Origin of the sequence: Undibacterium sp. Tian12W, assembly GCF_049339405.1 — a bacterium.
In the GTDB taxonomy this organism is placed as follows: domain Bacteria; phylum Pseudomonadota; class Gammaproteobacteria; order Burkholderiales; family Burkholderiaceae_D; genus Undibacterium.
In genome coordinates this window covers 109786-132829 of sequence record NZ_JBMPPK010000008.1, presented here as the reverse complement: position 1 = coordinate 132829, position 23044 = coordinate 109786, and the positions used below count along the sequence as shown (strand labels likewise).

At 48.5% G+C, this 23044-nt stretch carries 21 protein-coding genes; 7 read left to right on the top strand and 14 right to left on the bottom strand.

Translation table 11 applies throughout. The features are described from left to right. Positions 1-75: 75 nt before the first annotated feature. Entirely contained in the window at positions 76-564 is a 489-nt protein-coding gene (locus tag ACO0LI_RS11865; protein ID WP_423032720.1) for a DUF1579 domain-containing protein, read from the top strand. A gap of 57 nt (positions 565-621) precedes the next feature. On the opposite strand, the gene ACO0LI_RS11860 is transcribed toward ACO0LI_RS11865, so the two are convergent. After that, complete coding sequence (locus tag ACO0LI_RS11860) at positions 622-1581, bottom strand: bifunctional helix-turn-helix transcriptional regulator/GNAT family N-acetyltransferase (protein WP_423032719.1); 960 nt, start codon at positions 1579-1581, stop codon at positions 622-624. 260 nt (positions 1582-1841) lie between these two features. Here ACO0LI_RS11860 and ACO0LI_RS11855 point away from each other — a divergent pair, with 260 nt between their 5' ends. The 4 genes from ACO0LI_RS11855 to ACO0LI_RS11840 all read left to right on the top strand — a co-directional run bounded on the left by ACO0LI_RS11855 (position 1842) and on the right by ACO0LI_RS11840 (position 4968). Then, complete coding sequence (locus ACO0LI_RS11855) at positions 1842-2153, top strand: FeoA family protein (RefSeq protein ID WP_422949807.1); 312 nt, start codon at positions 1842-1844, stop codon at positions 2151-2153. Beyond that, entirely contained in the window at positions 2153-4042 is a 1890-nt protein-coding gene (gene feoB, locus ACO0LI_RS11850) for a ferrous iron transporter B (RefSeq protein WP_423032718.1), read from the top strand. Before ACO0LI_RS11855 ends, feoB begins: the two co-directional genes overlap by 1 nt. Positions 4043-4045: 3 nt before the next feature. After that, positions 4046-4309, top strand: coding sequence for a hypothetical protein (locus ACO0LI_RS11845; RefSeq protein WP_423032717.1), 264 nt, complete (start codon positions 4046-4048; stop codon positions 4307-4309). Positions 4310-4425: 116 nt separating this feature from the next. Then, on the top strand, positions 4426-4968 hold the full coding sequence (locus tag ACO0LI_RS11840; RefSeq protein ID WP_423032716.1) for a hypothetical protein: 543 nt from the start codon (positions 4426-4428) through the stop codon (positions 4966-4968). A 106-nt stretch (positions 4969-5074) separates the two neighbouring features. Here the strand turns inward: ACO0LI_RS11840 and ACO0LI_RS11835 are convergent, their stop codons facing one another. Together ACO0LI_RS11835 and ACO0LI_RS11830 are read right to left on the bottom strand one after the other, a co-directional pair. Beyond that, positions 5075-6676 (bottom strand): ABC-F family ATPase, encoded by a 1602-nt coding sequence (locus ACO0LI_RS11835; RefSeq protein ID WP_423032715.1) that lies wholly within the window; start codon positions 6674-6676, stop codon positions 5075-5077. A gap of 228 nt (positions 6677-6904) precedes the next feature. Beyond that, the gene (locus tag ACO0LI_RS11830; RefSeq protein ID WP_423032714.1) at positions 6905-8983 is read right to left on the bottom strand and encodes a 3-hydroxyacyl-CoA dehydrogenase NAD-binding domain-containing protein; all 2079 of its coding nucleotides are present in this window, start codon (positions 8981-8983) and stop codon (positions 6905-6907) included. A gap of 354 nt (positions 8984-9337) precedes the next feature. Here ACO0LI_RS11830 and ACO0LI_RS11825 point away from each other — a divergent pair, with 354 nt between their 5' ends. After that, positions 9338-10807: a diguanylate cyclase gene (locus ACO0LI_RS11825; RefSeq protein WP_423032713.1), complete on the top strand. Its 1470-nt coding sequence runs from the start codon at positions 9338-9340 to the stop codon at positions 10805-10807. Between the two features lie 279 nt (positions 10808-11086). On the opposite strand, the gene ACO0LI_RS11820 is transcribed toward ACO0LI_RS11825, so the two are convergent. Together ACO0LI_RS11820 and ACO0LI_RS11815 are read right to left on the bottom strand one after the other, a co-directional pair. After that, positions 11087-11686: an SDR family oxidoreductase gene (locus ACO0LI_RS11820; RefSeq protein ID WP_423032712.1), complete on the bottom strand. Its 600-nt coding sequence runs from the start codon at positions 11684-11686 to the stop codon at positions 11087-11089. A 208-nt stretch (positions 11687-11894) separates the two neighbouring features. After that, positions 11895-12575, bottom strand: a complete 681-nt coding sequence (locus ACO0LI_RS11815) for an SDR family NAD(P)-dependent oxidoreductase (RefSeq protein ID WP_423032711.1) — start codon at positions 12573-12575, stop codon at positions 11895-11897. A 156-nt stretch (positions 12576-12731) separates the two neighbouring features. Here ACO0LI_RS11815 and ACO0LI_RS11810 point away from each other — a divergent pair, with 156 nt between their 5' ends. Beyond that, positions 12732-13622, top strand: coding sequence for a LysR family transcriptional regulator (locus ACO0LI_RS11810; protein WP_423032710.1), 891 nt, complete (start codon positions 12732-12734; stop codon positions 13620-13622). Positions 13623-14088: 466 nt separating this feature from the next. Here ACO0LI_RS11810 and ACO0LI_RS11805 read toward each other — a convergent pair whose 3' ends face one another. The 9 genes from ACO0LI_RS11805 to ACO0LI_RS11765 form a co-directional block, all read right to left on the bottom strand. Beyond that, on the bottom strand, positions 14089-14799 hold the full coding sequence (locus ACO0LI_RS11805; RefSeq protein ID WP_423032709.1) for an ABC transporter ATP-binding protein: 711 nt from the start codon (positions 14797-14799) through the stop codon (positions 14089-14091). Then, on the bottom strand, positions 14796-15560 hold the full coding sequence (locus tag ACO0LI_RS11800) for an ABC transporter ATP-binding protein (protein WP_423032708.1): 765 nt from the start codon (positions 15558-15560) through the stop codon (positions 14796-14798). Before ACO0LI_RS11800 ends, ACO0LI_RS11805 begins: the two co-directional genes overlap by 4 nt. After that, a complete protein-coding gene (locus ACO0LI_RS11795; protein WP_423032707.1) occupies positions 15557-16843 on the bottom strand; it encodes a branched-chain amino acid ABC transporter permease in 1287 nt (428 codons plus the stop codon). Before ACO0LI_RS11795 ends, ACO0LI_RS11800 begins: the two co-directional genes overlap by 4 nt. A 3-nt stretch (positions 16844-16846) precedes the next feature. Then, positions 16847-17794 carry a branched-chain amino acid ABC transporter permease gene (locus ACO0LI_RS11790; protein WP_423032706.1) on the bottom strand — a complete coding sequence of 316 codons (948 nt, stop codon included), beginning with the start codon at positions 17792-17794 and terminating at the stop codon, positions 16847-16849. Between the two features lie 94 nt (positions 17795-17888). Then, on the bottom strand, positions 17889-19124 hold the full coding sequence (locus tag ACO0LI_RS11785) for a branched-chain amino acid ABC transporter substrate-binding protein (RefSeq protein ID WP_422949793.1): 1236 nt from the start codon (positions 19122-19124) through the stop codon (positions 17889-17891). 98 nt (positions 19125-19222) lie between these two features. Continuing rightward, positions 19223-20875, bottom strand: coding sequence for a 3-(methylthio)propionyl-CoA ligase (locus tag ACO0LI_RS11780; RefSeq protein ID WP_423032705.1), 1653 nt, complete (start codon positions 20873-20875; stop codon positions 19223-19225). Between the two features lie 265 nt (positions 20876-21140). Then, positions 21141-22046 (bottom strand): 23S rRNA (adenine(2030)-N(6))-methyltransferase RlmJ, encoded by a 906-nt coding sequence (locus tag ACO0LI_RS11775; RefSeq protein ID WP_422949791.1) that lies wholly within the window; start codon positions 22044-22046, stop codon positions 21141-21143. A 94-nt stretch (positions 22047-22140) separates the two neighbouring features. Continuing rightward, a complete protein-coding gene (locus tag ACO0LI_RS11770; protein ID WP_423032704.1) occupies positions 22141-22644 on the bottom strand; it encodes a GNAT family N-acetyltransferase in 504 nt (167 codons plus the stop codon). A 5-nt stretch (positions 22645-22649) separates the two neighbouring features. Continuing rightward, complete coding sequence (locus ACO0LI_RS11765; protein ID WP_162041274.1) at positions 22650-23039, bottom strand: PilZ domain-containing protein; 390 nt, start codon at positions 23037-23039, stop codon at positions 22650-22652. Positions 23040-23044: the final 5 nt, after the last annotated feature.

The following is a 23044-nucleotide window of genomic DNA, read 5'->3' as shown; positions in this document are numbered from 1 at the left end:
GATGAATTATGCCCTATATATTCTCTATTCTTTCACTTATTGCTTCTGCCGAAGCATGTTTAACTAAGGGAAATCATGAATACCAGAACAAATACTACAGGCGTCGCCGACTTTGATTTTTTTATTGGTAACTGGAAGGTCAAACACCGTCGCCTTAAAGAGCGGCTTGCCAACTGCCAGGACTGGCTGGAATTTGATGGCAATACCAACGTCAGTAAAATCCTCGGCGGCGTTGGCAATGTCGATGACAACTTGCTTGATATGCCAGGTGGCGCATACCGTGCAGCGACCTTACGTTCATTCGATGCAGAAAAAGGTATCTGGTCCATCTGGTGGCTGGACGGCCGTTACCCGACTCAGCTGGACGTGCCCATGCAAGGACGTTTTGAGAATGGGGAGGGACAATTTTATGCAGATGATACCTTTGCTGGCCAGGCAATACGAGTACGCTTTTTATGGAGCGTGCCAGCGCCAGATCAACCTCGCTGGGAGCAGGCATTTTCAGTAGATGGTGGCACTCATTGGGAAACCAATTGGGTCATGGATTTTCACAGGATAGAATAATTTCGCGAGCATGTCGCCTGTGCGCTGTACTGCTGGTCACCAAAATTTAATGGGCCTCTACCTCATAATGCGGCGTGCAAATCGTTGTTCTATGACCTCCTCGCCCCATTGTCGGCCCGGGAGCTCTTCAAGCATGATAAAGTCAGCTTGTTCATAAAGGCGGCGTGCTGCATCCAGGCCTTTAAATGTCCAAAGTTTTATTTCACTGAATTGCTGCTGCTCGCAAAAGGAAACTGCTTCATTCAGTAAGCGTCTGCCCATCCCGCTGCCACGCAATTCATCATCGACAATAAACCAGCGTAGGTGAGCAATATTGTCGCCAAGGTCTTCACCATCGATCACGATGGTGGCGACAACTTTGCCTTCACTGACTGCAGACCATAATTGATTGCATGGCTTATCGAGGCGCCCGATAAATCCGGCCATGCCACTGGCGACTTTGGCTTCAAAGAAATGCCCGAATCCTGAGGTACGTGCATAGTAGCGCGCATGCATTTCTACCGCCCGGCCAAGCACGCCGGGGTGATAGCCGCATTGAATACTTATCTCAGGAGTGACAGTTGGCGACACGCCCTCACGGACAGCCTCGAGTGCTTTTGCGTACGTAATCAAGCCAGCCTGCACTTTCTCATGAGCTGACACGGGAATGTTTTTCAATGCATTACTGACTTGCAGGTGAGCGAACTGATTGATGCCGTCCAGTGTTTGCTTGCCTTGTACTGTTAATGCGAGTTCCTTCCCTCTCGCATCTTTTTGACTGCTGGTCTCGACCAATTCACCGCTGTCTATCAGTTTGCGCACCATACGGCTGACACTGGATTTTTCCAGACAGAGCAGATCGCAAAGTACCGTTGCACTCAGTGCGCCATGTTCACCAATCTCAATTAAGGCATGTACTGCAGATGCAGGCAAACTAGTACCAGCCAGTGTTGGCTTCATAAAACCAAGCTCCCGCACCAGCCTGCGCGAAGCATCGCGGATTTCTTGAATCGGTGGCGATGACATTGCAGCGTTCATGATTCACTCCCATATAGTTGCATAATACAACTATATTTCACTGTCCCTGCTCATGCAAGAATTTATTTGAGGTTGTGCGCTTAAATAATTAAGAAAAAGACAAATTTGTTACTAAAGGAAAAATAAACTCATTAAAGCTCTGAGGAATCGCAAAGCTAGTCATTGCCAGCCCGTATAGCGATTGAAACATAAGCGGTATTGATATATATTCTCATTATCATTTAGAGTTGCATTTTTTTCTTTGCCACAGGAATTCCGTCATGAGCAGTTTGCCATTGCAGCAAGCAGTTGCTACCACATTGAATCTGATGAAAGTCGGTGACTCTGGTGTCGTTGAAGATGTGCAAGAGCAAGGCGATGCGAAAGACGATAGCTTGTTTAATATTACCCGCCGCCTGAAAGAACTAGGTTTTGTTAAAGGCGAATCGGTAAAGATATTACACAAAGGCTATTTTGGCGGCGAACCACTGGCAGTCAGGATAGGCCAGTCTACCTTTGCACTGCGAAATTTTGAAGCAGCCTTGATTGGTGTTGTCCCCGGCGTTACTCACTCAGGAAAAGTAGGAACATAGTGAACGAATTGTTTTCTCCGCTCATCGCTCTTGTCGGCAACCCTAACTGCGGAAAAACTGCACTCTTCAATCGATTGACAGGTGCGCGACAAAAAGTAGCAAACTATGCAGGTGTCACGATAGAACGGAAAGAAGGTAAATTCCGTTCTGATGCAGGGCGTCAATGGCAGGTATTGGATTTACCAGGTACTTACAGCCTGCACGCCATCACACCTGATGAAAAAATCACCCAAGAAGTTGTCACTGGTCAGCGTACTGATGAAACCATGCCAGATGCCGTGGTATGCGTAGTCGATGCGACTAACTTGAAACGTGGCCTGCGAGTAGTGTTTGAACTGCTGGCACTTGGCCAACCGCTGATACTGGCAGTGAACATGATGGATATCGCCAAGAAGCGTCATATCCACATCGATATTGCTGCTTTAAGCCGCAAACTGAACATTCCTGTAGTCGAAACTATTGCGGTTGATCCCAAAGGGATAGATGCGCTTTTGACTGAACTGGAAGCACTGGCGCAAACGCTCCAACCAAATGGCAACGTCACACCGCATGCACTTTCTGCACAAAGCCCTGAAAGCTTGCAACAACAAGCCAATGCGGTGCTGGAAGCCTGTGTCACGCAAGATGTTGATGCAGTCAGCGAACGCGCTGCCAGTTTGAGTTATCGCATGGATAGCTGGATTTTGCATCCAGCTATAGGCCCCGTCATTTTTGCGACCCTGATGTTCCTGGTATTTCAGGCAGTATTCGCCTGGGCACAGGCACCTATGGACTTGATCAAAGCAAGCATTGATGCGGCTGGCACCTCAGTTGAATCAGCGCTGGCACCCGGCGTATTGCAAGGCTTGCTGGTCAAGGGCGTGATAGGTGGTGCTGGCAGCGTGCTGGTGTTTTTGCCGCAGATTGTCATCCTGTTCTTCTTCATCTTGATCATGGAAGATTCTGGCTATTTGCCTCGTGCTGCGTTTTTGCTGGACAGGGTCATGGGCAAAGTCGGTCTGTCAGGTCGCGCCTTCATACCGCTGCTGTCGAGTTTCGCCTGCGCCATCCCCGGCATCATGGCAACCAGGACAATACAAAACCCGCGTGACCGTCTGGTGACGATCATGATTGCCCCCTTGATGACATGCTCAGCGCGCCTTCCTGTATATGCCCTGATCATCGCGGCCTTTATTCCTGATCAGACCGTATTGGGTATATTGAATCTGCAGGGATTGGTGCTGTTTGTCTTGTATCTGGGTGGCATAGTCTCAGCCATGCTGGTGGCCTACTTCTTTAAAAAGAAATGGGGTAGCGAAGTACACCAACAGGCTTTGATGCTGGAATTGCCTGATTACCGCTGGCCAAATCTACGTAACCTGCTACTGGGTCTGTGGGAGAGAATCAAGATTTTCACCACCCGCGTCGGCACCATTATTCTGTCTCTCATGATTTTGCTGTGGTTCCTCAGCAGTTTTCCTGGCGCGCCAGAAAATGCAACTCAGCCACCGATTTATTACAGCATTGCCGGTTATCTGGGACGTGCGCTGGAAGTGATATTTGCACCGATAGGTTTTAACTGGCAAATATGTATTGCACTGGTACCAGGATTGGCCGCCCGCGAAGTTGCTGTCGCCGCTCTGGGTACGGTATATGCGCTCTCACAAACTGGCGAAGAACTGAGCCGTTCGCTGGAACCCTTGATTGCCCACTCCTGGAGCATACCAACAGCCCTGTCCCTGCTGGCATGGTATGTTTTTGCACCACAGTGCGTGGCCACCCTGAGTGTGGTCAAACGTGAGACCAATACCTTGCGTTACCCGGTCATCATGGCGGCTTATTTATTTGGCCTGGCATATTCTGCTTCTTTCCTGACCTACCATATTTCCAGTTTTTTCCTGGGGAGATAAGACATGCAAAACCTGATTGCAATTCTGTTGTTGGCTCTGGCGTCCGGGTATCTGTTATTGAAATGGATGCCTGCTGCGAGCAAGGAAAAAATCCGCGCATTCAGTGTCCACCATGTCCCAGCACTTGCCCCTGTGTTGGCCAAGATGGTCAAGCAAACCGCAGCTTGCGGTTCTGGTTGCAGCAACTGCTCATCCTCTACAAACGACACCTGTAACAGCGCCTCCGAATTAAAAACTGTGAAGTTGGTCCGCAAGGCATCTAATTAAAGATTAGAACTGCATTTGCCTGCATTTCATTGGCAGGCCCGGCTGAATTGATGTATCCTCGAATAAAGTGGAAACAATTTCTGCTATATTGAGACAAGCAAAGGCCGTAGCTGGATATGAACACAAGCATCTACGACAAGACCGAAAAAGGCCGCGAAGAAATCACGACCAGAAAGTATCAACTGGCATCCAGATTGCGTACTTTATTGGTCATGATAGACGGCAAGCAAAGCGCTGCTGACATCATGAAAAAAGTGGCGGCTTTGGGTTTGACAGAACAAAACCTGCAAGAACTGCTGGAACAGGAATTCATTATTGAGATCGCTGTACAGGCAGAAACTTCCCCCATCATTACAGATACATCTCCAGTACCTGAATCAATAGCGACGCCTGCAGGCATTGCCACAAAATCGCCAGAACCTGTCGCACTGGAAATGACAGATTCCGAGCGCTTCCAGGCACTGTACAACTTCTACAATGAGACGATCAAGAGTGCCATCGGTTTGCGTGGCTACGGTTTGCAACTCAAGGTAGAGCGCGCCGCAAATATTGACGATTTTCGTGCGTTGCGACAGGCCTATGTAGAAGCAGTGCAAAAAGCCAAGGGGCCAGAAATGGCACGCAGCCTGAGCGACCGGCTTGATTTGCTGTTAGGTTAGACTTGGTTTGGTTTAGGAAAGCTTGGCTGGATTAAATTGACATAAGCAGTTGCGCGCGTAAAAAAGCCAGGCTAACCTGGCTTTTTTGCTTTATTCACAAAAACTTTTATTCAATACCCTGGCTGCTCAGATATTCCTCATACGTACCCTGGAAGTCGATGATTTTATTTTCCTTGATTTCCAATACACGTGTCGCCAATGAAGACACGAATTCACGGTCATGCGACACGAAAATCAGAGTGCCTGCGTATTTTTCCAGCGCGATATTCAGTGACTCAATGGATTCCATATCCATGTGATTGGTTGGTTCATCCATCAACAAGACATTATGACGACCCAGCATCAGCTTGCCATACATCATGCGGCCTTTTTCACCACCAGACAACACCTTGACTGATTTTTTGACGTCATCACCACCGAACAGCAAGCGACCAAGAATGGAGCGCACGGCCTGATCATCATCGCCTTCTTGTGTCCACTGGCCGATCCAGTCAGTCAGGTTTTTATCGGATGCGAATTCCTCGGTAGGATCTTGCGGCATATAGCCAACATTGGCATTTTCTGCCCATTTGACCGTACCATAATCCGCATGCATACCTGCGATGTCATCGCCACCTATGCAACGCAACAGCGTGGTTTTACCGATGCCGTTGGCACCGATAATCGCGATTCTTTCACCCGCCTCCACCATCAGATCGACGTTCTTGAACAATGGCTTGTCATAAGCTTTGCTCAGGGATTGTACTTCCACTGCCAGACGGTGCAATTTCTTTTCGCCATCGAAACGCACGAAAGGATTCTGGCGGCTGGATGGTTTGAAATCTTCAATCTTGATTTTATCAATCTGCTTGGCACGTGAAGTTGCCTGACGCGCCTTGGATTTATTCGCAGAGAAACGGCGTACAAAGTCTTGCAATTCAGCGACTTTTTCCTTGGCCTTGGCATTGTTTGCCAATTGCTGCGCACGTGCTTGGGACGATGCCAGCATGTAGTCATCGTAATTACCCGGATATACTTTCAGCGTGCCGTAATCCATGTCAGCCATGTGCGTGCATACCTGATTCAGGAAATGGCGGTCATGCGAAATGATGATCATGGTGGAATTACGTTCGTTCAGAATATCTTCCAGCCAGCGAATGGTGTTGATGTCCAGGTTATTCGTCGGTTCATCAAGCAACAAAATGTCCGGGTTGGAAAACAAGGCCTGCGCCAGCAAGACGCGCAGTTTCCAGCCTGGCGCAACCGCACTCATAACGCCCTGATGCTGATCAGTTGGAATGCCAACACCCAGCAATAATTCTCCAGCACGTGCCTCAGCTGTGTAACCATCATATTCAGCAAACTTGGCTTCCAGGTCTGCCGCTTTCATGTAGTCATCGTCAGTCGCTTCAGGATTGGCGTAAATCGCATCCCGTTCCGACATCGCGGCCCACATTTCTATGTGACCCATCATGACCACGTCCAGCACGCGCATGTCTTCAAAAGCAAACTGATCCTGGCGCAATTTACCCAAGCGCTCATTTTGATCCAGCATGACCGTGCCTGAAGATTGCTCAAGGTCACCGCCAAGAATCTTCATGAAGGTGGATTTGCCGCAGCCGTTGGCACCAATCAGGCCATAGCGGTTACCTTCGCCAAATTTGACAGAGATATTTTCAAACAGCGGCTTGGGGCCGAACTGCATGGTGATATTAGCGGTAGAAAGCACAGAAAACCTTTTGCAATAAAGATGGGGATCAACCGTGCATTATAGCATTGTGCTTTTGGTGACTTGCAGACAAGCCCATGATTTATAGAGAAATTATGAGATTTGGGAGCTGGATATCTGTAGCCCGGTAGTTTTTTACTGGTGAGATTACTTCTTTACCAATAGGAAATGGCTTGTCTGAAGATTAATTTTTTAGACAAGCCATTTATTAATTTCAATTAAGTTTGTTTAATTGAAAGTTTTTCCTTCTGCAGCCAGTTTTGCAAGCAAAGGAGCTGGTTTCCAGGCATCACCATGGCGGCCTTTGGCATATTTCTCCATGGCCATGACTACATTTGGCAAGCCTACGGTATCAGCGTAGAACATCGGTCCACCAGTGTGCAATGGGAAGCCATAGCCTGTCAGGTACACCATATCGATATCAGACGCACGTGTCGCGATACCCTCTTCCAGGATGTAGGCTGCCTCATTGACCAAGGCAAATATCAGGCGCTCAACAATTTCCTGGTCAGAAATCTTGCGGCGTGTAATGCCCAGGTCAGCAGAGTGCTGGATGATCATGTCATTCACGATAGACGACGGATAGGCTTTGCGGTCACCCGGTTTATAGTCATACCAGCCTGCACCGGTTTTTTGACCAAAACGACCCAACTCACACAGCAAATCTGCTGTTTTGGAATAGGTGATTTGTGGTTTTTCTACGTAACGGCGTTTGCGGATATACCAGCCGATGTCATTGCCAGCCAGATCACCCATACGAAATGGCCCCATGGCAAAGCCCATTTTTTCTACCGCTTTATCCACCTGCTCCGGTGTGCAGCCTTCTTCCAGCAAGAAACCTGCTTGACGGCTGTATTGTTCTATCATGCGATTGCCAATGAAACCATCGCACACGCCAGATACCACGCCAGTTTTTTTGATTTTTTTGGACAAACCCAACACTGTCGCCAGCACGTCTTTGGCAGTTTTTTTACCGCGTACGATTTCCAGCAATTTCATGACATTGGCCGGGCTGAAAAAATGGGTACCAATGACATCTTCAGGGCGTTTGGTGAAGTCGGCGATTTTATCGACGTCCAGCGTTGAGGTATTCGACGCCAGAATAGCGCCCTGCTTCATGACTTCATCAAGCTTTTTGAAGACTTGTTCCTTGACGCCCATGTCTTCAAACACGGCTTCAATGACGATATCAGCCTGGGCAATCTCTTCATAAGACAAAGTGCCAGTGATCAAACCTACACGCTGATCAAATTTCTCTTGCGTCAGCTTGCCTTTTTTAAGCGTGTTTTCATAATTCTTGCGTATCGTCGCCAGACCTTTATCCAGTGCTTCCTGTTTCATTTCCAGAATTTGTACAGGAATGCCCGCATTGGCAAAGTTCATCGCAATACCACCACCCATGGTGCCAGCACCGATAACGGCGACGGATTTGATAGGGCGAGTTGGCGTGTCATCAGGCACATCCGGTAATTTGCTGGCCGCGCGCTCGCCAAAGAAGGCATGACGCAGGGCTTTGGATTCTGTGGTTTGCACCAGATCGACAAACAATTCACGCTCAAATTTGATGCCATCATCAAATTTCTTTGTCACAGCGGCTGCTACTGCTTCTACGCATTTCAAAGGTGCAGGGAAAGGACCAGCCATGGCACGCACTGTATTGCGTGAGAATTGCAGATAGGCTTCATAGTTCGGATAATCAATCTTGATATCACGTACTCTTGGCAATGGGCGCACATCAGCAACTTTTGCGGCAAATGCGAGTGCCGCTTCCATTACATCGCCTTCCACTACTTCATTGAAGATGGCTGTCTTGGCCAGTTTTTCAGACGGCACAGCTGTGCCGGAAACGATCATGTTCAAAGCCATTTCCAGGCCCAGCACACGCGGCAGGCGTTGTGTACCACCGGCACCAGGCAGGATGCCCAATTTAACTTCAGGCAAGGCTATTTGTGCACCTTTGGATGCGACGCGGTAATTACAACCCAGCGCCAGTTCCAGGCCACCACCCATGCACACTGTGTGAATAGCAGCGATGACTGGCTTGTCAGATCCTTCGACCACATTGATCAGCGTATGCAGGCTAGGTTCTGCAGATGCTTTTGGGGAATTGAATTCTTTGATATCCGCACCGCCGGAGAATGCCTTACCGGCACCTGTAATGACGATGGCTTTGACAGCATCATCGTTCAAAGCCTGTTTCATGCCATTCACCGCCGCTGTGCGGGTAGCATGACCCAAGCCATTTACAGGCGGATTGTTCAGGGTAATTACGGCGATATTGCCATTCACTTGATATTCGGCGCTCATGTCTCTTCCTATAGGTGAAATACTGCTTGGATTTGCCAGTTCAGTGCTTTTAAAAATCTGGTGTAAGCTTATTTTTGCTTACTATACCGCAAAATAGTACGAGCGTATTATTTTATTTTAATTCCAATACTGCCGCACGTGAAAATAACTCAGACTTGGTGAAATCCTGGTGAAATCTTGGCGGAATACACCGTGATCTGCCTGCATGACTTACTATCTGCTACAGTACTTTAGTCCATGGCGCGGCAGAACATTGGAAAATCTGAAGTTGAGAACCCGGATTCAATTCAGATGGAATAAGCCAGAAATTATTCATTTCAACGCCAACGACGAACTGGAGTTTTTGAATTGATGATGTATCCCACTTCAAGCTGGACTGAGCAAATCAAGGCGGCAGCCATTATTGGCGCAGTCGTGTTTGCTGCCTGCCTGCTAGGGATACTCAGCCGTTCCATGGGGCATCTCGCAGCCTTGTGGCCAGCCAACGCACTGCTGATTGGATTATTTGTACGCTTTCGTCCATTAAATAATCCCGGTGGATGGCTGGGCGCAACAGCCGCTTATATTACGGCCTACTCCCTGACTTACAACGCAGCAGGCACAATGACAGCCCAGAATTTGTATGCCAGTTTGATGCTGACTGGCGGCAATCTTGCCTGCGTCATCACTGGTGTTTTGCTTTTTTCCTGGCTGGATGATGAACACCGCCGCTTGAAACATCCGCTTTCTGTACTTTACCTTGCGCTGGTTGCATCATGCGCCGCTGCAGTAGCTGGCGTGGTTGGTACGATGACAGATCCTATACTGTCCAATGCCGGTCCGCTCAAAGGCTGGGCATTCTGGTTCGTGAATGAACTGGTCAATTTGATGGCAGTTTTACCTGTCATGCTGAGCTTGCCGGATTTATCAGGGTTCAGATTAAACCGCCGCCGCACTTTCAAGACCGAGCATATTCATCCCGGCAAAATCTTGCCCATATGCGCTCTTCTGATGTCTTTTACCCTGGGCATCATGGTAGGCGGCCCGGGTGCACCTGTCTTCCCTATCCCGGCCCTGCTGTGGTGTGCATTGAGCTACGACATTTTCATCACCAGCATACTGACTTTGCTATATAGCGGCTGGGTATTGATCTCCATGTCGCTTGGCTACCTGCCGATTTCCATCGTCAACATGAATTCGCGCCCCATGTTGCTCTCAATACGCATAGGGGTGAGTCTGCTGGCACTGGCGCCGTTAACAGTGGCTTGCGTCATGGCTGCACGTGAAGAACTCCTGAGGCAACTTAAATACATCGCTGAACATGATCAATTAACCAGCCTGCTCAACCGCCGTGCCTTTAATGAGCGCGCTTCCAGCCTGCTGACGAAGCTTGCTGAGCAAAACAGGCCAGTAGCCGTATTGATGCTGGACATTGATAAATTCAAGGATGTGAATGATACCTACGGGCATGCCGGTGGTGACCGTGTACTGATCGCTTTTGCACGCATAGCGAGTGCAGGCCTGCGAGATATTGATATTCTGGGCCGCATAGGCGGTGAAGAATTTGCCGCCATATTGCCGGGTTGTGGACGCAAGGAAGCAGAAATGATTGCGCAACGCGTGCGCAACAAGCTCGCCAATACATCCATAGACATAGGCGATGACCAGCAAATAGCAGTGACTGTCAGTATAGGCGCCAGCTTTGTCCGTCAAGCTGTGCCTGATATTGAGCCGCTGCTATTGGTCGCCGACAAGGCCCTTTACCGCGCTAAAGAAAACGGACGGAACCGGGTAGAGATTAATGATTTTACTGATGTAAAACAAGAAAATGCTCAGGCTCATTAATAATCTGGATGATTATTAATGAGCCTGATGTTCCTCTCACTATCTATGGATACAGATTCTCTAAAGATGACTTTACTGAACTTTGACAGCAAGGGTTATAAATCGTTAGAAGACGCTTGGCACCAGATTCTCCCCTCCGGACACTTCGATGACTGTTCCACTGACATAAGGATTGGTCATCAAAAACAACGCTGCATGCCCGACATCCTCTTTGGCCCCAGCATGACGCGCTGGGAAGGTTGTGCGCACGCGTTCGTTCAATGCGATGCGCTCATCAACCTACAAAACATTCCACAACCCGGTGTCGATGTAGCCTGGACGTATTGTGTTAACCCGGATCGGCGCCATCTCCAGCGCGAGTGAACCCGATAAGGATTCCACTGCAGCAAACGCAGCAACTACGGCCGCCAGGCCCAGTTTTGGTCGCGCCGCAGTTCCACCTGTAAGGAAAGTAATCGACCCGCCGACTTGCAGGTGAGGCGCGGCATACCGCGCACAGGCCCAGCTACCCATGAATTTAGCATCCATATAGCTTCGCACACCGCGCATGTCGTCTGCCATGAACGTCCCCCACGTACCAAAGCCAGGTCCTGAGGTAACGACGAGATGGTCAAAGGGGCCAATGATGTCAAATGTTTTGCGCACAGCAGCCTCATCAGCGATATCTAGTGTTACCTGCTCGAAATTGACTAACTCCGGATGCTGCTCCACCGAGGTAATACGCCGACTGGCAACAATCACGGATGCACCCGCTGCATATGCTGAGAGTGCGATACCCAGTCCAATACCCGTTTTTCCGCCAACCACCACTACTCGCTTCCCATTGAGGCTTGATGGAGACAAAGTCGGTTGTTCAAAATTATTTGTGCTTGCGTTCATAGTTCTCTTCACCTTAGTCTGTAGTTTATGAATGCCCCCCTAGTCACAGTTGAGTAGTAATCAGCAGTTACTCAAGCGTCTTAGGGAGCTGTGTATCTGTTTGAATAAAACTTATTCAAACAGCAAAAGGAAGTTGGGTTGGCCATTGGATGCATACACTCCACCAAGTACGGCGACAATCGTGCCATTAATGAAGCTGGTATCGTCGCTAGCCAGAAACGCGATCAAGGCGGCAACCTATTCCAGGATTGCGACGCGGCCAATCGGCATGCGGATGCGGAAAGCGGCGAGCAGTGGCTCGTTTTTTTGTTAACTCGGCGGTCGCATCGGTGGCGGTCAGGCTTGGTGCCACCGCATTAACGCGAACACCGCGTGCACCAAATTCCAAAGCTAGTGCACGGGTGTAATTGGTTATCGCCCCCTTAGCGGCGTTATAAGCACTCATGCTCCAGCCGCCGACCATGCGCGAAGCAGAAGACAGGTTGACAATTACGCCCCTGGTTTTCAACAGATGGGGCAAGGCCGCGCGCACGCCGAAATAGACACTATCGAGATTGGTGCCCATGACCGTGCACCTGTCGGCAGTCCTACTCTGTTCGAAAGGGCCGAAGATCGCCATGCCAGCATTATTGACTAGAACATCAAGCTTGCCCAACTTTGCGACCGAATCCGCGACTAAGCAGTGAACGTAATATTCATTGGGCACGTCGCCCGCGTGGATCAAGGCTTGTTGCGGGTCGAGGCCCGCCAGGGTATCGTAAAGCTTGTGCTCGCGTCGCCCAATTAACGTTACCAACGCTGCCTCTTGCAGAAATCGGCGAGCAGTAACGGCTCCGATACCGGATCCTGCACCTGTGACGATGACCACCTTATCCTCAAATCTTTTCATGACGTTCCCCATTAAATTACGCGGATGTTCGTCCGCAAAACAGGAACCATCATAATTACCTTTTTATCGATTGATAATCCACCCATTTTGAATCAAACTAATTCCAAATAAGAATAAATCAATCTAATTAATAACTTTCATCGCATTAAGGAAATTATGGACCGCTTTCAAGAATTGTCTGCTTTTATTGCCGTTGTTGAAACTGGAGGCTTTTCTGCCGCTGCGCGCAGAACGGGTGACTCGCAATCTACGATCAGTAAATCCGTCGGAGCACTTGAAAAACGGCTGGGGGTCATATTATTCAGGCGCAACACTCGTAGCGTCACGTTGACGGACGAAGGCCAGCGTTACTATCAGCGCGCCAAACCACTGCTTGATGAGATCGATTCAGTCGACAGTGAAATGACCAGTCTGACAGCGAAGGTTGCCGGTCAAGTCCGTATCGCAGTTGCTGCTACATTCGGGCGCCTCCACATTCTTCCACTTGTGCCAGGATTACTCAAGTTGTATCCGGAATTGGAAGTAGGTCTGGTGCTGTCAGACTCCGTGCGTGATATGGTCGATGATCGAATCGATCTCGCCATTCGCGTCGGTACCGTAAGTGAACTTGATTCGGTGGTTCGAAAGGTGGCGACGACCAAGCTGGTATGTGCCGGTGCGCGGAAATATTTCGACAAGCACGGCATTCCCGCCACCCCTGCCGATTTGAGCCACCATAATTGCCTAGTGTATGAAGGGGGGAGTACTGGCGGCGTGTGGCCGTTTATTGACTCACAGGGAAAATACAGCGTTCCAGTCTCTGGCAATCTAAAATCAAACAGCGTTGAAACCATCCGGGCAGGCGTATTGGCCGGCGTTGGAATTGGCATGTTCACTCATCTTTCGCTTGCCAACGAATTGAGACATTTTGATATCGTCACTGTACTTGACGACTTTCTGCAAGAGACCTTGGACGTGAGCCTGATTTGGCCAAATCGCCGCTTCGTCTCTTCTCGCGTCCGCTTAGTTACCGAGTATTTTGATGCCGCACTTCGGAAAAGCACTTGATCCCAATTTTTCGCCTCCAGTACAAGTAAATTGATGTCGACCTGTCGATTGTTTGTTCGTTTGCTCGCTGAATTGACCCTATCAGTTTGATCCACCTTTCATTTCCTGGCTAGGGCTACGACCATCTTCAAATCCCACTTTTTTAAAATCCAGATGAAGCTGTTTTAAGCTACATCCTTATTTACGATTTTTACTTGCTTCAGTTTTAAGTCAACTTGAAAGCTGTAATACATATTTGTCGATGGCACTGGTTTTTTGTCGTTCTGTATAAGCTTTTAAAAAAAATAAAGCTGCGGAACCAAGTTTTTCCACTTAGAGACTGAAGATCGACGGGAAAATCACACTGTGAGTCTTTGAAATATAAGAAATATTCATAATCACATTAATTTTCACGCAGAGTGCGAATACTCTTTATCTGGAGACAATTGGCTACCGCACCTCTATGCACGAAAGATACGATTATCCCCTAAACCTCCAGCCATTCTTTACGGATGTTTTCATTGGCACGCAAATCTGCTGGCGTGCCCTCAAACACAATGCTGCCATGTCCCATGACATACACGCGCTGTGAAATTTCCAGGGCAATGGCGAGCTTTTGCTCAACCAGTAAAACGGAGATACCGCGATTTTTCAGCTCCTTCAAGTATTCGGCTACCAGCTCAACAATCTTTGGTGCCAATCCTTCTGTAGGTTCATCAATCATGATCAGGTCAGGGTCACCCATCAAAGTGCGGCATAACGTCAGCATTTGCTGCTCACCGCCAGACATCACGCCTGCCTGGGTATTCCTGCGTTCGCGCAGACGTGGGAACATCTGGTACATATCTTCTATGCTCCAGCGTGGCTTACTGTCTTTGGGACGTCCAGATTTCTCACCCAGCATCAGGTTTTGTTCGACAGTCAAGGTGGGGAAGATATCACGGTTCTCTGGCACGTACCCCAGACCCTTATGAGCAATCTGAAAGGCTTTCAGACCGATGATTTCTTCTCCTTTGAACAGGATGGAACCGGTCGCATTCACCTGCCCCATGGTTGCCTTGACGGTAGTAGAACGCCCTACGCCATTGCGACCCAACAAGCTAACAATTTCGCCTGCATTGACCTGCATATCAACACCATGCAAGACATGGCTTTTGCCATAAAAGGCATTGAGATTTTTTATCGTCAGTAAGCTCATTCAACCTCCACCGGTGCATGACCACCAAGATAGGCGTCTTTGACTTTTTGATTATTGCGGATATTGGCGGGGGTGTCACAGGCAATGACCTCACCATAGACAACCACGGCAATTTTATCGGCCAGACCGAAGACCACGCTCATATCGTGCTCCACCATCAATAGTGATTTGCCGACGGTGACCTTACGTATCAGTTCCACTGCAGCATCAGACTCAGAACGGCTCATGCCTGCTGTCGGTTCATCGAGCAAAATCACGTCAGCACCGCCAGCAATGGTGATGCCGATTTCCAGCGCACGCTGCTCTGCATAGGTTAGCAGGCCAGCCGTGACATTGCGCCTGCGCTTGAGGCCAATTTGCTCCAGCACAGCCTCTGCTCTTTCATGCGCATCCTTCAAGCCATTCAACCTGTGCCAGAACGAGTATTTATAACCCAGTGACCACAAGACTGCGCAGCGCAGGTTTTCATAGACAGACAGGCGATGAAAAATATTCGTAATCTGAAAACTACGTGACAGGCCACGGCGGTTGATTTCATACGGCTTCAAGTGCGTGATGCTCTCGCCATTGAGCAGGATATCCCCGGAAGTAATAGGAAAGCGGCCAGAAATCAAATTAAACAGTGTGGATTTACCAGCACCATTCGGGCCGATAATCGCAAATCGTTCGCCTTTAGGCACCTGCAGATTGGCGCCCTTGATGATTTCTGCACTGCCAAAGGACTTTCGTACCTCTTTTAATTCAAGCGAAAAGCCTGTCATGCTTGCACCCTCCGCATTTGTTCTTCAATTTCAGTATTGACTTGCCCCCAATGTTCGGCAAAACCACCCTTAAGTTTGGCGCAGACAAAAAAACCTATGCCAATAACAATGATCGTCATTGTCCACCAGGTGCTGCTGGCAGTGTCTATTGAAACACCAAACATTTCTATGACTGCACTTTGTGTCGCCTCAAGGGTGCGTTGATACAGCATTTCTACGGCCAATATGACACCAGCGGTGGTAATTGCTGCTGCAAGCACCAGTTTCCACATGCTTGGCCACACTCGTTTAAACAAGCCAAATTTAGCCACGCGCAAATTCATCATGATGATGCTGGCCATACCGCCCGGTGCATACATGACGATGATTATGAAGAAGACACCCAGATATAATTGCCAGGCCTTGGTCAGATCTGACAGCATTACGGTCAAAAACACACCTATGATTGCTCCTATCATAGGTCCGAAAAAGAAACCCACTCCACCAATAAAGGTAAACAGCAGCACAGCTCCGGAGCGTATGGCACTTACATTTTCTGCAGTCACGATTTCAAAGTTAATCGCTGACAAACCACCGGCAATACCTGCAAAGAAAGCTGAAAGTATCAATGTCAGGTAACGCACCCATTGGGTATCGTAGCCTATGAATTCAACTCGCTCAGGATTATCGCGAACGGCATTGACGATGCGACCCAAAGGCGTATGCGTAAAAGCATACATGCCTATGGTACTGATGAATAACCAAAAAGCGATCAGGTAATACACCTGAATTTGCGGCCCATAAGTGATACCCAAAAAGGATGAACCGATGATGCGGTTGGTGGAAATACCACCTTCACCACCAAAGAAACTTGGGAACATCAGCGAGCAGGCAAACACGAGCTCCACCATACCCAGAGTAATCATGGAGAAAGTCGTACCTGATTTTTTGGTCGTGACATAGCCAAACAAAACCCCAAAGAACATGCCGGCGACACCACCGATCAGCGGGATCAACGTGACTGGAAAAGTCAGGCTACCCGCCGTCATGAGATTCATCGCATGAATGGCGAAGAAAGCCCCAAGGCCGGAATAAACCGCATGGCCGAATGACAGCATGCCCCCCTGCCCCAGTAGCATATTGTACGAAAGGCCAAAGATCATTAAAGTGCCAATTTGCGACAGCAAGGACAATGATCCGCCAGTGCTAAAAATCATTGGTGCGAGTATCAGCAGGAAAGCAAAGCTGCCCCAGATAATCCAGCGTGCAAGATTGATAGGTTTGAATACTAAAGCTTTGCTCATCTTTTATCCTTCACGAGTGCCGAGTAAGCCTCTGGGCCTGAAAATCAGGATGAGTACCAATAAGAGATAAGGCAAGATAGGCGCTACTTGCGCAATCGTCAGACTCAGCAAAGCATAACCAGGTGCGGTGGCACTGATGATCATGCCCAGTTTGGCGAACACGGACACAAAGGAGTAGTCCAGAGCAACCGCAAAAGTCTGCAATACACCTATCAGCAGTGATGCCACAAAAGCACCCGCCAATGACCCCATGCCGCCAACAACAACGACGACGAAAATAATACTGCCCAGGGTAGATGCCATACCCGGCTCGGTGACAAAGGCATTGCCACCGACCACGCCGGCAAGCCCGGCCAATGCGCAACCGCCGCCAAATACCAGCATGAAGACGCGGGGAACATTGTGTCCCAATGCTTCTACAGTATCAGGATGAGTGAGGGCTGCCTGTATCACCAGGCCTATGCGGGTACGCGTCAGCAATAGATAAATCGAAACGAGCATCACCAACGCAACCAGCATCATGAAACCGCGATAGATAGGGAAAGTCGTTGTGTACAGCGTAAACAAAGGGCCATCCAAAGATGCAGGGATAGGATAAGGAACAGTTGACCTGCCCCAGATCAATTGCACCAGTTCGACAATCACATAAGACAGCCCGAAGGTAAATAGTAGTTCGGGGATATGTCCGTATTTATGCACGGAACGCAGGCCATATCGCTCCACCATCGCACCGAGCAAACCGACTAGCAGTGGTGCTAAAAACAAAGCCGGCCAAAAGCCGATCTTGACGCTGATGGTATAGGCGAAATAAGCGCCCAACATATAAAAACTGGCGTGGGCGAAATTGAGTACGCCCATCATGCTGAAGATCAGCGTCAGTCCGGATGAAAGCATGAACAACAGCAATCCGTAACTGACACCGTTCAGCAAAGTGATCAGTGTGAATTCCACAGCAAAGATCCTTTTCAGAAAATTCTTGAACGATCGTACTATTTATAGGTAAAAAAAGAGAGTGCGCATCAAGCGACTCTCTTTTTTTAAAGAATTAGCCTGGTCGTTTCATCTGGCAAGAAGATGGCTGCGATGCGACGAATGCATCTATCTTCTGATTGGTTTTCCAACCCATGCCGGTATTTTCCTGGTCAAATTTAACATCCTTGCCATTGGTTTTAACCCAGGTTGCTATATACAAAGGCTGTTGAATCTGGTGATCAACCTTACGCATGTTCGCGTCACCATTCAGGCTCTTGAAATTCAAGCCCTCCAGTGCAAATGCGACTTTGACTGGATCAACAGATTTAGCCTGCTTGACAGCCTGGCCCATGGCAGCCAGGACAGAATAAGTCGCCATGGAATAATAGTCATCCTTATACTTGGTTTTAAAGCCCTCTACGATATCCTTGCCAGCGAAGGTCTCGTTATTTGGATTCCAGTAACCCACATATTTGACGCGATCCATACCAGCAGCACCCATGGCCGTTGGCACGCCCGTTGTCGCTGCATAATAGGTATAGAAATTTGATTTCAGATCAGCATCCTTGGCAGATTTAATCAGCAAAGCCAGGTCGGCACCCCAGTTACCGGTGATGACAGTGTCCGCGCCGGAAGCTTTGATTTTTGCCACATACGGGGAGAAATCCTTGACCTGGCCAATTGGATGCAGATCATCGCCAACAATTTGTATATCAGGACGCTTGCGTGCCAAATACTCTTTGGCCGCACGGGTAACCTGTTGGCCAAATGAGTAGTTCTGACCAATGATGTATACCTTCTTGATATTCTTGTCGGCAGCCATGAAAGTTGTCAAGGCTTCCATTTTCATGTCTGAGTTGGAATCAAAGCGGAAATGCCAGAAACTGCATTTGCTATTGGTCATGTCAGGATCAACAGCTGCGTGATTCAGATAAACGATTTCCTTGCCTGGGTTACGTTCGTTATGTTTATTGACAGCATCCTGCAAAGCCAGGCCCACGGCAGAGCCATTACCTTGCGTGATGTAGCGAAAGCCTTTATCAATCACTGTTTTCAATACATTCAGTGACTCTTGTGCACTACCTTTATTATCAAAACCGACGACTTCGAATTTGTGTTCGCCAGCCCATTTTTCGGCATTGGCCTTATCAGCGATGTACTGATAGGAATTAAGGATATTTTGCCCAACTGGCGCAAAAGCACCCGACAGTGGATCGATGTAGGCGATCTTGATGGTATCGGCCATCACTGCGGGTACGGCGAAGGTTAAAGCGACTGCAGCGAGGCTGGCACGTAAAGGAAATTTCATTTGTCTCTCTCCGGTATTCTCATTGTTGGAATCTAGATTTTTTTCGTTTTATCGCTACTTCCAGAACTTGAACTATACATAGTCAGGTTCTGCACGTCTTATGCAGTTGGTAGTTTATATTCCTTAAATTGCTCCCTCAGTTTATTTTTCAAAATTTTTCCTGTTGCACCTAATGGCAGACTTTCAATAAAAACCACGTCATCAGGCAGCCACCATTTCGCAACTTTTCCATCAAAAAATTGCAGCAATTCTTCTCTTGTAACTTCTGCTCCGGGTTTCTTGACTGCTAACAACAATGGACGTTCATCCCATTTGGGATGAAATACACCGATACAGGCCGCTTGCAGGATTGCCGGGTGTGACACCGCTACATTTTCCAGGTCTATCGTACCTATCCACTCACCACCCGACTTGACCACATCCTTGCTGCGGTCAGTGATCTGCATATAACCATCATCATCGATGGTAGCCACATCACCAGTCGGGAACCAGCCATCTTCAAGAACATCACCGCCTTCATTCTTGTAATAGCTATTGATAATCCAGGGGCCTTTGACCAGCAGGTTGCCATAGGTTTTGCCGTCCCATGGCAACTCCTGACCAGCATCGTCAACGATCTTCATATCCACGCCGTACAAGACATGGCCTTGTTTCTGGAGTATCGCTTGCTTCTCTTCTTCGGCCAGATCAGCATGTTTGGTCATCAAGGTACCAGCAGTGCCAAGTGGAGACATCTCTGTCATGCCCCATGCATGCACGACTTCTACCCCGTAAGTGTTGCGCAAGGTTTTCATCATGGCTGGCGGGCAGGCAGAACCTCCGATCACCGTGCGTTTAAAAGTCGAGAATTTCAGATTATTCTGTGCCACATAAGTCAACAGGCCCAGCCAGACTGTGGGTACGCCAGCAGAGAAAGTGACTTTTTCCTGTTCAAACAATTCATAGAGAGATTTGCCGTCCAGATGCGGACCAGGGAAAACCAGTTTAGCGCCATTCAGAGGTGCAGAATAAGGAAGGCCCCATGCATTCACATGGAACATGGGCACTACCGGCAAAACAGAATCACGTGCCGATACATTCAAGCCATCTGGCAAGGATGAGCCATAAGAATGCAGGATGGTTGAGCGATGAGAATACAAGGCCCCTTTAGGGTTGCCTGTCGTGCCTGAGGTATAGCACAGACTGGAAGCAGAATTCTCGTCGAAGAGTGGCCAGACAAAATCATCACTATTGGCTTCGATTAAATCTTCATAGGCCATCAGGTTAGCGATTTTGCCATCGGTTGGCAATTTGTCCCGGTCGCACATCATGATATAGCCTTTGATACCAGGGCAATGCGCGACAATTGCCTGTACGATGGGCAGGAAGGTCATGTCAAACAACAGGTATTGGTCTTCTGCGTGATTGGCAATGTAAGCAATCTGTTCTGGGTGTAATCTCGGATTAATCGTATGCAAGACAGCGCCGGAACCTGACACAGCATAATAGGCTTCCAGATGACGGTAACCATTCCAGGCCAGGGTGGCAATACGGTCACCCAGTTGCACACCGAGTTTGGCGAAAGCATTCGCCAGTTGTTTTGATCTCTTATGACATTCGCTGTAGTTATAGCGATGAATATCCCCTTCCACCCGGCGGGAAACAATTTCATTTTTTCCAAAATAACGGTCGGCATGTTCAATGAGGCTGGAGATAAGCATGGGCTTGCTCATCATTTGCCCCATCACGGGACTCTTCACATAAGACGACATTTGTTCTCCTGAAATGTGCAGCGTTATCGATTACTTTGGCAATTAAGCAAATTGCTGAATTTTATTCTTCGTCGATTTTTGTACGACCGTACTAATCCGTCAATCAGTATTTTTTTTGCAATGCACAAAGTAGTCTCTATTCGCTTCCTATGTTTGTCCTTCCCCACAAACAAAAATGCGGAAGATAAGCTCTCCCGCATCGCACCATTCAACAAATTTACTTTGTGTCGAAAAAAGAGTCCGACACCCTTAGTCTGCCACCTTCTTAACGCTTACCCGGCGGGCCACCTTCTCCCGACTCCAGCACAAAACCTGCTTTTGCATCTTTTCCCAATACCTTGACCAGATAGGGCATGACTTCTTTTAGAGTAGCCAGCAAAGTCCATGGCGGATTAAGGATAAACATGCCACTGCTATGCAAGCCAAAACCATCTGGCGTTGGGCCACTGATGGACAAGGTGACATTCAGCCAGCTATTCGCCTGCAGGCGCTTGAGTTTTTCTGGCAAAGAACGGGATTCCTGACGTTGCAGTACCGGATACCAGACAGCAAAGGTGCCGGTAGGGAAACGCTTCAGGCCATCTTCCAGAGACACTTTGACGCGTCGGTAATCGTCCTTGACTTCGTAAGGGGGATCTATCAGCACCAGGCCACGACGTGATGGAGGTGGTAGCAAGGCTTTCAGGCTTTCAAAACCATCGCCGGCAGAAATGATGACGCGCTTGCCCCTGACGGTCTGACGCTGGCCCTGCTCTGCCGCATGGTTATCTAGCTTGCGGAAATTTTCGCTCAGTATTTTAATTTCGCTGGGGTGCAATTCAAACAGGCGCAGGCGGTCTTGTTCGCGCATGACGATATTGGCGCAGTAAGGCGAACCTGGGTAATAACGCATTTTGCCGCTGGGATTGAGGCCCTTGATCAAATCCATGTAGGCGGCAAAAGACTCAGGAATATCCTTTCTATCCCACAAAGGACCGATGCCAGTTTCAAACTCGGCATTTTTACTCGCATAACCACTGTCAAGTGCATACAAACCGGCACCTGCATGTGTGTCTATATAGGTATAGGCAGTGTCTTTCTGTCCCAGATATTCCAGCAATTGAATCAGAACAAAGTGCTTCAGGACGTCGGCATGATTACCGGCATGAAAGCCGTGGCGGTAGCTCAGCATAATAAATCTTTCAAAAATGAATAGGCGACCTGCCAATGGCAAGTCGCCCTAAAATGGTAGCAAGCGGTAAGAAACTAGCTAATTTAGCTTGAACCTAGCCTACCCGTTTGCCAAGTATGATCAAATCGCGCTCTATGCCGTCGAGCGTCGCCACCTTTGGCATATTTGCAAAGGTGGCAAAGTCAAATGCAGCAAATAACTTCAAACTTGGCACATTATGACCAAAAATGAAGCCCAGCAAAGTGTGAACCTTGATTTCAGGAGCATGCGCAATAGCCTGCGTTAGGAAATAACGCCCCAGACCCTGACCACGTGCCGCCTCATGCAAGTAGATGGATAATTCAGCAGTACCAGAATAAGCAGGCCTGCCATAAAAATTTGAGAATGACAACCAGCCTATGATTTGAGCATTTTGCTCGCAGACCCAAAGTGGCCGCGATTCAGGTTTGTGCTCATGAAACCACGCATGGCGCGATTCTACCGTAATTGGCTCTGTATCGGCGGTAACCACGCGCGAAGCAACGGTGGAATTATAAATAGCGACAATTTGCGGCAAATCTTCAAACTGTGCCAGTCTATGAGTAAATTCTGCTGCCATCGTCATTAAATTGTATGGGTAGCCCGGGAAGAACGTACTGCCGCACCTAACAATTCTTCTACACGCAAGCGTATGCGGTTACCACTTTCATCTTCAGGGAAATGCACACCTATGCCTTGCGACTTGTTATTACCCGCACCTGCCGGTGTAATCCAGGCAACCTTACCAGCGATAGGGTATTTATTGGGGTCATCCAATAAAGTCAAAATCAGGTAAATCTCTTCACCCAGACGATAAGTCTTATTGGTAGGCACGAAAATGCCGCCATTTTTTAAAAATGGCATATAGGCTGCAAACAGGGCAGCCTTTTCTTTAATCGCCAGCGACAACACCGAAGGACGATTCGGCGAAGGCATATTAAGCGGAGCACCTGGATCTGCTGGTAAATCTGACATGTTCT

Excerpts from the sequence above, each read along its gene's own strand:
- ACO0LI_RS11865 (WP_423032720.1), top strand. The coding sequence starts at position 76 with ATGAATACCAGAACAAATACTACAGGCGTCGCCGACTTTGATTTTTTT.
- ACO0LI_RS11860 (WP_423032719.1), bottom strand. The coding sequence starts at position 1,581 with ATGAACGCTGCAATGTCATCGCCACCGATTCAAGAAATCCGCGATGCT.
- ACO0LI_RS11855 (WP_422949807.1), top strand. The coding sequence starts at position 1,842 with ATGAGCAGTTTGCCATTGCAGCAAGCAGTTGCTACCACATTGAATCTG.
- ACO0LI_RS11845 (WP_423032717.1), top strand. The coding sequence starts at position 4,046 with ATGCAAAACCTGATTGCAATTCTGTTGTTGGCTCTGGCGTCCGGGTAT.
- ACO0LI_RS11840 (WP_423032716.1), top strand. The coding sequence starts at position 4,426 with ATGAACACAAGCATCTACGACAAGACCGAAAAAGGCCGCGAAGAAATC.
- ACO0LI_RS11830 (WP_423032714.1), bottom strand. The coding sequence starts at position 8,983 with ATGAGCGCCGAATATCAAGTGAATGGCAATATCGCCGTAATTACCCTG.
- ACO0LI_RS11825 (WP_423032713.1), top strand. The coding sequence starts at position 9,338 with ATGTATCCCACTTCAAGCTGGACTGAGCAAATCAAGGCGGCAGCCATT.
- ACO0LI_RS11820 (WP_423032712.1), bottom strand. The coding sequence starts at position 11,686 with ATGAACGCAAGCACAAATAATTTTGAACAACCGACTTTGTCTCCATCA.
- ACO0LI_RS11815 (WP_423032711.1), bottom strand. The coding sequence starts at position 12,575 with ATGAAAAGATTTGAGGATAAGGTGGTCATCGTCACAGGTGCAGGATCC.
- ACO0LI_RS11810 (WP_423032710.1), top strand. The coding sequence starts at position 12,732 with ATGGACCGCTTTCAAGAATTGTCTGCTTTTATTGCCGTTGTTGAAACT.
- ACO0LI_RS11805 (WP_423032709.1), bottom strand. The coding sequence starts at position 14,799 with ATGAGCTTACTGACGATAAAAAATCTCAATGCCTTTTATGGCAAAAGC.
- ACO0LI_RS11800 (WP_423032708.1), bottom strand. The coding sequence starts at position 15,560 with ATGACAGGCTTTTCGCTTGAATTAAAAGAGGTACGAAAGTCCTTTGGC.
- ACO0LI_RS11795 (WP_423032707.1), bottom strand. The coding sequence starts at position 16,843 with ATGAGCAAAGCTTTAGTATTCAAACCTATCAATCTTGCACGCTGGATT.
- ACO0LI_RS11785 (WP_422949793.1), bottom strand. The coding sequence starts at position 19,124 with ATGAAATTTCCTTTACGTGCCAGCCTCGCTGCAGTCGCTTTAACCTTC.
- ACO0LI_RS11780 (WP_423032705.1), bottom strand. The coding sequence starts at position 20,875 with ATGTCGTCTTATGTGAAGAGTCCCGTGATGGGGCAAATGATGAGCAAG.
- ACO0LI_RS11775 (WP_422949791.1), bottom strand. The coding sequence starts at position 22,046 with ATGCTGAGCTACCGCCACGGCTTTCATGCCGGTAATCATGCCGACGTC.
- ACO0LI_RS11770 (WP_423032704.1), bottom strand. The coding sequence starts at position 22,644 with ATGGCAGCAGAATTTACTCATAGACTGGCACAGTTTGAAGATTTGCCG.
- ACO0LI_RS11765 (WP_162041274.1), bottom strand. The coding sequence starts at position 23,039 with ATGTCAGATTTACCAGCAGATCCAGGTGCTCCGCTTAATATGCCTTCG.